The following is a 9,969-nucleotide window of genomic DNA, read 5'->3' as shown; positions in this document are numbered from 1 at the left end:
CTCGGGGTCGTGCCGCTCGCCGTAGGCCCCGTACGCGCCGGCCACGTTGAAGTAGCGCAGCGAGACGGCGGCCAGGCCGTGGGCGACGGCCTCGCCGGTGATCAGGTGGTCGACGGCGAGCTTGGTGGCGCCGTAGGTGCTGGTCGGCGCGGTGCGGGCGGTCTCGGCGATCGGCACGGACTCCGGCTCGCCGTAGGTGGCGGCGGTGGAGGAGAAGACCAGCTTGCGCACGCCCGCCGCACGCATCGCGCTGATCAGCTCCAGCGAGCCGGCCACGTTGTTGCGCCAGTACTTCTCCGGGTCCACGACGGACTCGCCGACCTGCGAGGACGCGGCGAGGTGCAGCACCCCGTCGAAGGAGCCGTCCAGCACCGCGGCGGCCTCCTGGATCCGGCCCCGGACGAACTCGGCACCGGCCGGCACGCCCTCCCGGAAACCGGTGGAGAGGTCGTCCAGGACGGTCACCCGGTGCCCGGCCTCCAACAGGCGGGCGGCGACGACGCTGCCGACGTATCCGGCGCCACCCGTGACCAGGTACTTACTCATGATGCGACCTCCCGGAGGCGCTGCGCGGCCGTCTCCGGCGACACGTCGTTGATGAAGGCTTCCATGCCGGACTCGGTGCCGGCCAGGTACTTGAGCTTGTCGGCGGTGCGGCGGACGGTGAACAGTTCGAGGTGGAGGGCGAGTTCCTCGCCGCCGGTGCGGGGCGCCTGGTGCCAGGCCGAGATGTAGGGGGCCCGGACGGGGGCCTGCGGGGTGCCGAAGAGCCGGTCGAAGCGGCGGAGCAGGTCGAGGTAGAGGCCGGGGAGTTCGGCGCGCTGGTCCTCGTTGAGGCGGGTGAGGTCGGGGACGCGGCGGTGCGGGTGGAGGTGGACCTCGTAGGGCCAGCGGGCGGCGTACGGCACGAACGCGGTCCAGTGCTCGCCGGCCGCCACCACCCGGACGGGGTCGGCGCGTTCGGCGGCGAGCAGGTCCTCGAAGAGGTTGCGCCCGGTGGCGGCGCGGTGGCGGGCGGCCTGCTCGGCGGTCCGGGCGGTGCGCGGGGTGGGGAAGGGGAACGCGTAGATCTGGCCGTGCGGGTGGGCGAGGGTGACGCCGATCTCGGTGCCGCGGTTCTCGAAGCAGTAGACCTGCTCGACGCCGGGCAGGGCGGAGAGTTCGGCGGTGCGGTCGGTCCAGGCGTCCAGGACGAGCCGGGCGCGGGCCTCGTCGAGGTCGGCGAAGGAGGCGCCGTGGTCGGAGGTGAAGCAGACCACCTCGCACCGCCCGTTCCCGGCCCGGACGTCGTACGGCGGGCTGGGCGCGTGCGGGCCGGCGAGGAGGTCCGCGGCCGCGGGCGCCGGGGTGAGCGAGGGGAAGCGGTTCTCGAAGACGGCCACCTCGTAGTCGGCGTCCGGGATCTCGCTCAGCCGCCCGTCCCGGGAGGGGCAGAGCGGGCACTCGTCGGCCGGCGGGTGGTAGGTCCGGCTCTGCCGGTGCGCGGCGATCGTCACCCAGGCCCCGGTCGCCGGGTCGCGGCGGATCTCCGACCGGCTGCCGATCGGCTCCAGCGGGCGCAGGTCGCGGGTGCCCCGGTCGGCGGCGGCGTCGCTGTCGAAGTAGATCAGCTCGCGCCCGTCGGCGAGCTTGGCGGTGGTTCTGATCACGGCGTCCTCTCACAGGCGGCCGCTCGGCTGGGGTGCCCGAGCGCTTCTGTGCAACATAATCAAACATAAAAAGACACGAAGCAACATCCACGCTGCAGAGAATGTGTCGCAGTCGTACGCCGTCGCCCGGGGCCACGTTCCGATGGCCCGTCACGGCCACCCCGTCCGCGAGGAGTCGTGCCTGGCGGGCGGGGTCGGGGGCCTGCCGGCCGCGGCCGGTCAACCGGTGGCATCGCCCGGGTCCACCGGCCGGCGCGGCCCGGCGTCCGCCCCGGGGCGGGATTCCGTGCGCCGCCCCGGGGTTCGGTGCGACTGCTGCCGCTACTGCCGACCGCGCGTCGAGAACCGGGCGCCGCCCGCCGACCACGGGTGGGCCCGCCCGGCCCGGGCAGTAGGCTCGGGCCGTGATCGACGAGGGGATCGCCTGGATCGGCAGAGGTCTTGAGCACTTCTATCTGACGTTCGTGCACGGCGTCGGGATCGAGGAGTTGGCGGTGCGGCTGGGAGCCGAACAGGGCTCCCTGATGGACGCGGTGACGCTGGAGCGGACACTGCGGCTCTCCGGGGAGAGTCTGTCGCAGGGTGTTCTGCTCGATGAGCGGCTGCCCGGGTTGGCGCGGTTCGGCGACGCGGGCAACGGGTGGGTCTTCGCCGTGGAGTCCTGCGAGGCGCCGTTCAGGCCCGACCGCGGTTCCGGCACCGGGCGGCCGCATCCGTCCGCGGGCACCCGCAGCCTGCACATCCTGGACACCGGTATGGACCCGCCCTGGCTGGACCACCTGGTGGACGGCCGGCATGTCTGGGGCTACGCGGAGGGGGTGCCGACCGTACCCGCCAGCCCGTTCACCCGTGAGCTGCTGACCCGGGGCGGTCTGCTGCCCGCGGGTGACGACACGGATCCGGATGAACTGGCGGGCCTGTTGGAGCTTGACGAGGTCTACCACCTCGTGGGCGGCCTCCTCGGTGTCGGCCTCCCCGCCGAGGCCGCCCTGAACGACGGCCTGCCGGGCGCCTTCACCGAGCCCCGCACCTTCACCCGGCCGGTGGAACGCCTGCCGGACCCGCCCCACCCGCCGTGCGGGGAGTGCGGGGCGCCGATGGCCGTCCGGGCCGAGCGGTGGGGGCCGGGCGCCTTCCGCCTGGAGTGCACGCGCTCGGCCGACGGCTGCCCGGGTGCCCGGGTCGAGCCGCTGCTCAGGACCGGCACCCGTACGGAACCGAACCCCAGGTACGACAACGTCCGGCGGCCTGGCTGACCGGCCGTCAGTTCACTGATCGCCCATCAGTTCCCTGACCTGCGGCGGCACCTGCCTTGAGGCCAGGATCGTCAGCGCAAGTCAAGCCTTACGTTCGCAGTGGTTTGCCCGCATAGTGGGGGGTCGAACCGAGAGGAGGGCCCGGTCTTGTCGCAGGTCAACGACGGTGCCGTGCGTGTGGTGGAAGCGGAGCGGGCGGAGGTGTCCGCCGTGTACGGGCTGCTCGACGAACGGCTGGCCGGCGCGCGCGCCGAGCTGACGCGGGTGCTGGCCGCGCCGGCCGGCAGCGCGGCCGAGGTGTACGAGCGGGATCTCGCCGCGGCGCGCCTGACCACCGAGGCGCGCCGGCTGGAGGGCGCGGGGGAGGGCCTGGTCTTCGGCCGGATCGACGCGACGGACGGCTTCTCCCTGCGGATCGGGCGGATCGGCCTGCACGTGGACGAGAGCGAACTGCCGCTGCTGGTGGACTGGCGGGCGGACGCGGCACGCCCGTTCTACGAGGCGACCGCCGTCCACCCGATGGGCCTGCGGCGCCGCAGGCACCTGCGGATGGCGGAACGCTCGGTCGTCGGGGTGAGCGACGAACTGCTGGACGGCTCCGAGCCCACCGACGAGGACGTCGTCGGCGACAGCCCGCTGACCGAGGCCCTCCAGGCGCGCCGCACCGGGCGGATGGGCGCGGCGGTCGCCACCCTCCAGGCCGAGCAGGACGCGATCGTGCGCTCCCGCCACCGGGGGGTGACGGTCGTTCAGGGCGGCCCCGGCACCGGGAAGACGGTGGTCGCGCTGCACCGCGCCGCCTACGTGCTGTACGCGTTCCCCAAGGCCGCCGAGCGCGGCGTCCTGGTGCTCGGGCCGAACGCGCGCTTCCTCGACTACATCTCGCAGGTCCTGCCGTCGCTCGGCGAGAACGACGTCGTGCTGGCGACCTGTGCGGAACTGGCCGGGGCCGAGCCCGGCACCGTGGAGGCCGCCGACGTGGCGCGCCTGAAGGGCGCAGCGGCGATGGCCGAGGCGCTCGCCGGCCTGGTGCGTTCGCGGCAGGCGCCGGAGGGCGGTTTCGCCGTGCGGGCGGGCCAGGAGTGGGTGCACCTGGACGACGAGGAGGTGGCCCGCGCGCGGGACGCGGCCACGCGCCTCGGCCTCGGCCACAACCGCGCCCGCGAGGTGTTCAAGGAGCTGCTGGCCGACGCCGTCACCGACGCCATGGAACGGGGCACCGTCGAGACGCTGGAACTCATCGACGCCCAGGTGGCGCAGCTCACCGGCATCGACCTCGACCGCGTCGCCGCCTCGGACCTGCGCCACCTCGGCCTCGACTCGGCGCCGTCCTCGAACGCCGCCGACGAGTTCGACGCGGAAGCCGTCCGGGCCAGTCTGCTGGACGACGACGGCGTGGAGCGGGCGGTGGAGGAGCTCTGGCCGCGCCTGGTGCCCGAGGACGTCGTGGCGGCCCTGCTGGGCAGCCCCGGTCTGCTCGCCCGGTTCCTGCCGCAGCTGGCCGACGAGGAGCGGGCCCTCCTGCGGCGCGGCCGGGACACCCCCTGGACCGACGCCGACGTGCCGCTGCTCGACGAGGCGGCCGCCCTGGTCGACGGTCCGCCGGAGCGGGTCTACGGCCACGTGGTGGTCGACGAGGCGCAGGAGTTCACCGAGATGCAGTGGCGGATGGTCGGCCGCCGCTGCCCGGCGCGGTCGATGACGCTGGTCGGCGACTTCGCCCAGGCGGGCCCGGCGGCCACCGCACGCGGCTGGGAGGAGGCGCTGGCCCCCGAGTTCGGCACGCGGTTCGCGCTGCACACCCTGACCGTCAGCTACCGCACCACCGAGGAGATCCTCGCCGCCACCCGGGACCTGCTCGCCGTCATCGCCCCCGGCCAGACCCCGAGCCGCTCCATCCGCCACGGCGACGAGCCCCGTACGGTCGCGACGTCCGCGCCGGGCCTGGCCGCCGCCCTGGCCGACGAACTGCACGCCCAGGCGGACGCGCACCCCGGCGAACTGGCCGGTGTGATCTGCGCGGACGCCAGGCTCCCGGAGCTGGCCGCCGCGGGGCTCGCCGACCTGGCGCGTCTGGTCCCCGCCTCGCAGGCGCGGGGCCTGGAGTTCGACACCGTGCTGGTCGTCGACCCGGCGGAGATCACCGCGGCCCGGCCCGGCGGGGAGCGGGACCTGTACGTCGCCCTCACCCGGCCGACCAAGCGCCTCTGCACGGTCACCGTCACGCGGGCCTGAGCCGGAGGCCGGGAGGCGGGCAGGCCGGGAGGCCCGGCGCCTTCCCGGCCGGCCCGGCCTGCGCGCCCGCGTCCCCGGCCGCCCGTCTCCTTCGGTGCCGGCCCGCTTGCCCGGTGGCCCGGTGGCCCGGTGGCCCGGTGGCCCGGTGGCCCGGTGGCCCGGTGGCCCGGTGGCCCGGTGGCCCGGTGGCCCGGTGGCCCGGTGGCCCGGTGCGGCCGGCTGCGCACGCAGTGCGTCCGAATCGGCGGCGGCCGTAGCACCCGACAGCGGTCCCGGGCCGCGCGGCGGCGCGTTGTGGAGGATCGGACGGTGTCCCCGCGCGCCTCCGCCACGAAGCATGGACGGGTTGGTGCGGCCTCGGCCCTGCCGGCACCCGGCGGCGATCCCCTCCCCCGTTCCGCCGCCGCGAGCACCAGGAAGACGATGCACATGTCCCAAGCCCCGTCCGCCGGCGGCCACGCGCTGATCGAACAGCACGGCGTCGACACCATCCCCGAGGCCGAGCGCACCAGCACGCCACGCGACGTGCTCTCCATCCTGGTCGGCTCGAACCTCGCGTTCGGCGTGGTGGTGTTCGGCTGGCTCCCGGTCTCCTTCGGCCTCTCCTTCTGGGCCAGTGCCACCTCCCTGGTCCTCGGCACCGCCCTGGGCATCGTGCTGACCGCGCCGCTGGCCCTGGTGTCGCTGCGCACCGCCACCAACCTGTCCACCAGCTCCGGCGCCTTCTTCGGCGTCCGCGGGCGGCTGCTCGGCTCGGTGATCGGGCTGCTGCTCTCCCTCGGCTACACCGCCCTGGCCCTGTGGGTCGGCGGCGACGTGGTGGTCGGCGCGCTCAACCGCCTGCTCGGGCTGCCGGCGGGCGGCGTCTCGTACGTGATCACGTACAGCGTGCTGGCCGCGCTCAGTGCGACGGCGGCCGTCTTCGGCTACCAGCTGCTGCTGAGGATGGAACGCGTGCTGATGTGGGCCATGGGCGCCCTGCTGCTGGCCGGCCTCCTCGCCTTCGCGCCGCACTTCGACGGCTCCGCCCACGGCGAGTACCTGCTCGGCGGGTTCTGGCAGACCTGGCTGCTGGCCGTGGTCGCGGCCGGGCTGAGCGGCCCCATCGCGTTCATCACCCTGCTCGGCGACTACACCCGCTACGTCTCCCCGGCGAAGCACGGCAACCGGCGCGTGCTGGGGGCCACGGCCGCCGGTCTCTTCCTGGGCCTGCTGATCCCGCAGCTGTTCGGCGCCTTCACCGCCGTCGCCACCGGCGCGGGCAACGACTACGTCGGCAGCCTGATCAAGGGCGCCCCGCTCTGGATCCTCGTGCCGCTGCTGCTCAACGGCCTGCTCGGCAGCGCGGGCAACACCGGCCTGATGCTCTACAGCATGGGCCTGGACCTGGACGCCATCCTGCCCCGGGCGACCCGGCGGCAGGCCACCTACGTGGTGGCGGCGACGGCGACCGTGCTGGTCTTCCTCGGCCACTTCGTCTGGAGCGCGCAGGACGCCGTGACCTCCTTCGTCCTGGTGCTGACCGCGATCGGCACGCCGTGGGCGGTCATCACGCTCATCGGCCACCGGCGCTGCCGGGGCGACTACGACCGGCGCTCGCTCCAGGTCTACAACCACGGCACCCGCGGCGGCATCTACTGGTACCGCGCGGGCTGGAACGTCCCGGCCACCGTCGCCTGGGCGGTCGGCAGCGCCGTCGGGCTGTGCGCGGTGGACACGCCGGTCTACCGGGGTCCGCTGCTGTCGCTGACCGGCGGGATCGACCTCAGCTTCGTCCTCTCGGGCGCGCTCGCGGCGGGGCTCTACGTGGTGCTGTCGCGTTCCTCCCGGGGCCGGGCGGGCCGGGCGGCGTCCCCGGTGGCCGGCATGGCGGCCCCGGCGGCGGGCGTCGAGGCCGCGCCGGAGCCGGCTCCGCTCGACCGCTGAGGCCGGCCGGCGCCGTCTCGCACCCTGCGTCCCCGGCCCGCCCCTCCGGCGGTCCGGGGACGAGCCGTTTCCGCTCCGCATGCTTGGCATGAACCTGACCCTGAGCCCGGCTGATCCCCGCACTCCCGGCCTCCCGGGCGGCGCCTCGCCAACGAGGCGGGGCGAGGTCGGGGGCGATTGCGTGATCCCAGGTGGATCCGGTTGCTATGCATATGAATAGCTGGCTATAATCCCGAAACCACCTGCGATTCGAAGGAAGATGAGAGTCATGACCGAGGGTGCTCGGGTTATCGTCGGAATCAGCGGCTCGCTGGCCAACCTGGCCGCCCTGCACCGCGCCGTGGAGGAGGCCGTGTTCCGCGGAGCCGTCCTCGTCCCCGTGATCGCCTGGACCCCGGTCGGCGGCGAGCCGGCCTACCGCACCCAGCCGTGCCCGCCGCTGGCGCGGCTCTGGGCGCAGGCGGCCCGCGAGCGGCTCGACGAGGCGTTCGAGCAGGCCTTCGGCGGATACCCGGAGGGCGTCCGGATCGAGCCGATGGTGCTGCGGGCCGAGGCCGGCCGGGCTCTGGTGGCGGTCGCCGACCGCCCGGACGACCTGCTGGTGGTGGGCGCCGGACGGCGCGGCCGCCTGCCCCGGATCCTGCGGCCCTCGGTGAGCCGCTACTGCCAGGCCCACGCGGCCTGCACCGTGGTGACGGTCCCCCCGTCCGAACTGCTGAAGGAGCTCCGGAGCGCCGACTGGAGCGCGGACCCGCTGAGCCTCGTCGCGGCCTGACACCGGGCGGAGCGGCCGGCGACCTCCCGGCCGCTCCGGCCCGCGTCAAGATCAGGCAAATCCCCGCCGTGATCGGGTACTTCGCCGTCGTGGCGCGCTGTGATCTTCGGTAGGTTGCCTCCGCGCCGCCGCAGACGGCGGCGGCGACATGGGGGAGTCGGACATGATCGAGGACCGCAGGCCGCAGGAGGGACCGGACGACGGACCGGACGGGACGCCGGCGGGGGGCGAGGGGCCGGAGCCGGCTCGCGGGGTGTCCCGGTGGATCTGGCCGGCCATGGGGGCCCTGGTGGCGGCGGTCGGCGTCGCCGAGCCGTTCGTCGCGTTCGCCGCCATCGCGACGGGGAACGGCGGGGACGCGGCAGCCGTGCTGGCCCTGGTCGGGATCATGGTGAACCTGATGCCGTTCGCGCCCTGGGGGCTCTACCGGGCCGTCAGGACGGGCCGCCGGCCCGCCGCGGCGGCCGCGCTGGTGGGGGTGCTCCTGGCGGTCGTGACCTTTCCCTACGAGCACGACGTGGAAGTCGAACCGGTCTGGCAGGCGCAGCCGGACCGGCCCTCCGACGCCCGGGGGATCGGCGCCTGGCTCGACGGCGGCATCCTGGTCCGCGCCCGCGCCGACGCCGTCGTCGGCTACCGCGTCGACACCGGCGAGGTCGCCTGGCGGTGGACCCCGCCCGGCCGGGACACCGTGTGCACCATGAGCGAGGCCACCGGCGACGGCGTCGGCCTGGTCGGCCACAGCGCGCACGGCAAGCCCTGCGCCACCGTGACCGCCCTCGTCCTGGCCACCGGCACGGCCCGCTGGGCGGCGTCCGTGGACGCGCCCGGCCGGTCCGGCGACGACGCCGTCGCCGCAACCGCCGCCATCGCGGGCGGGCTGGCCGTGCTCCAGGAGAACGGGGGCTGGAGGGCGGCCGCCCTCGCCGACGGCAGGACGCTCTGGCAGGCCCGCACCGAACCCGGCTGCACCCCGCTGGCCCTGGCCGGGGCGCCGGCCGCAGTGGTGACCGTCGCCCGCTGCGGGGAGGCGGCGCCCGTCCTGCGGACGCTACGACCGGCGGACGGCCAGGAGCAGACGCGCGCCGAACTCCCGGTCAGCAGCCGGCTGAAGGGCCTCGCCCTGCTCGCCGCCGACCCGGTCACGCTCTGGGTGGACGAGGAGGCCGGCCGCGGCACCCATGCCGTGCTCGGCTACGCCCGGGACGGCCGCCTGCGCTCCACCGTCCCCGTCTCCGGCCCCGAGTTCGACCTGGTCGTCCAGCCCGGATCGGGCCTCGACGACACCTTCCCCGCCCGGCCCGCCTACGGCGCGGTGGTGGTCGGGGACCTGCTCGTCGCTCCGGCGGTGAAGCCGGACGACATCACCTTCGAGGCGACCGCCCACGGCACCCGCCGGCGGGGCACCGGACGACTGGTCGCCTTCTCCCTCGCCGACGGCACCCGACGGTGGACCGCGGGCGTGGACGAGTCGGTCGAAGGCGTCGCCGCGGACGGCGGCACGGTGTGGGCGCTGACCCACAACTCGCTCTACCACTTCGCCGCCCCGACCGGGAGCCGGCAGTCCAAGCAGGCCGTCCCCGGTCACGCCCGGATCAACCCGGTGGTCCTGTGGCCCGTCATCGGGGGCCGCTTCGCGCTCGTCGCCCACGACGGCACCGGCGGCGAACCGCCCGTCACAGTCCTGCACTGAGCCGCCCGGCGACCCGTCCGGGCACGGTCTCCCGCCCACGGCCTCCGGCCGGGGTGCCGGGCCCTCCTCACGGACAGGGCCCGGCACTCCGGCCACCCCACCCACCCGGGCAGCCCGCGTCCCGACGGCCGGAAAAATACCCCTCCCGGTATATTGGGAGGGAAGGCGCCCCGCCGCGGGGCCGTGAGGCAAGGAGTCATGCGATGTGTCGACGTACGGTGTGCCGCAGCTGTGGCAAGGCGGGCTACGCGGGGTGCGGGATGCACGTCGAGCAGGTGCTGGCCGGGGTGCGCAAGGCCGACCGCTGTGCGTGCGACCGGAGCGCCGGCAAGGGCGGCGGGTTCCTGGCCAGGCTCCTGGGCCGGCGCTGAAGGGCCGCCGCCGAAGGGCGGGCGCCGGTCGGATCGGGCCGTGTCGGACATCGTCCGGCACGGC

At 75.1% G+C, this 9,969-nt stretch carries 8 protein-coding genes; 6 read left to right on the top strand and 2 right to left on the bottom strand.

Features of this window, described 5'->3' with window-relative positions:
• Together ACFC1F_RS41160 and galT are read right to left on the bottom strand one after the other, a co-directional pair.
• Nucleotides 1-546: NAD-dependent epimerase/dehydratase family protein (locus ACFC1F_RS41160; protein WP_376166660.1), on the bottom strand; the 546-nt coding region annotated here is incomplete at its 3' end.
• Entirely contained in the window at nt 543-1,649 is a 1,107-nt protein-coding gene (gene galT, locus ACFC1F_RS41155) for a galactose-1-phosphate uridylyltransferase (RefSeq protein ID WP_376166658.1), read from the bottom strand. The genes ACFC1F_RS41160 and galT, both read right to left, overlap by 4 nt.
• Nucleotides 1,650-2,053: 404 nt before the next feature.
• Between galT and ACFC1F_RS41150 the strand changes: the two genes are divergently transcribed.
• From ACFC1F_RS41150 to ACFC1F_RS41125, 6 genes are all read left to right on the top strand, one after another.
• A complete protein-coding gene (locus ACFC1F_RS41150) occupies nt 2,054-2,905 on the top strand; it encodes a hypothetical protein (protein WP_376166656.1) in 852 nt (283 codons plus the stop codon).
• 147 nt (nt 2,906-3,052) lie between these two features.
• Nucleotides 3,053-5,140, top strand: a complete 2,088-nt coding sequence (locus tag ACFC1F_RS41145; protein ID WP_376166654.1) for a HelD family protein — start codon at nt 3,053-3,055, stop codon at nt 5,138-5,140.
• Between the two features lie 423 nt (nt 5,141-5,563).
• Complete coding sequence (locus ACFC1F_RS41140; protein ID WP_376166652.1) at nt 5,564-7,066, top strand: purine-cytosine permease family protein; 1,503 nt, start codon at nt 5,564-5,566, stop codon at nt 7,064-7,066.
• A 268-nt stretch (nt 7,067-7,334) separates the two neighbouring features.
• On the top strand, nt 7,335-7,841 hold the full coding sequence (locus ACFC1F_RS41135) for a universal stress protein (protein WP_376166650.1): 507 nt from the start codon (nt 7,335-7,337) through the stop codon (nt 7,839-7,841).
• Nucleotides 7,842-8,004: 163 nt separating this feature from the next.
• Nucleotides 8,005-9,534, top strand: coding sequence for a PQQ-binding-like beta-propeller repeat protein (locus tag ACFC1F_RS41130; protein WP_376166648.1), 1,530 nt, complete (start codon nt 8,005-8,007; stop codon nt 9,532-9,534).
• A gap of 203 nt (nt 9,535-9,737) precedes the next feature.
• Complete coding sequence (locus ACFC1F_RS41125; RefSeq protein WP_174315586.1) at nt 9,738-9,905, top strand: hypothetical protein; 168 nt, start codon at nt 9,738-9,740, stop codon at nt 9,903-9,905.
• Nucleotides 9,906-9,969: the final 64 nt, after the last annotated feature.

Source organism: Kitasatospora sp. NPDC056181, assembly GCF_042266225.1.
Lineage (GTDB): Bacteria > Actinomycetota > Actinomycetes > Streptomycetales > Streptomycetaceae > Kitasatospora.
This window is presented reverse-complemented; position numbering and strand designations above follow the sequence as displayed.

Bases quoted from the DNA above. Each gene is read 5' to 3' on its own strand.
- ACFC1F_RS41130 (WP_376166648.1), top strand. From the start codon at position 8,005: ATGATCGAGGACCGCAGGCCGCAGGAGGGACCGGACGACGGACCGGAC.
- ACFC1F_RS41125 (WP_174315586.1), top strand. From the start codon at position 9,738: ATGTGTCGACGTACGGTGTGCCGCAGCTGTGGCAAGGCGGGCTACGCG.
- ACFC1F_RS41135 (WP_376166650.1), top strand. From the start codon at position 7,335: ATGACCGAGGGTGCTCGGGTTATCGTCGGAATCAGCGGCTCGCTGGCC.
- ACFC1F_RS41140 (WP_376166652.1), top strand. From the start codon at position 5,564: ATGCACATGTCCCAAGCCCCGTCCGCCGGCGGCCACGCGCTGATCGAA.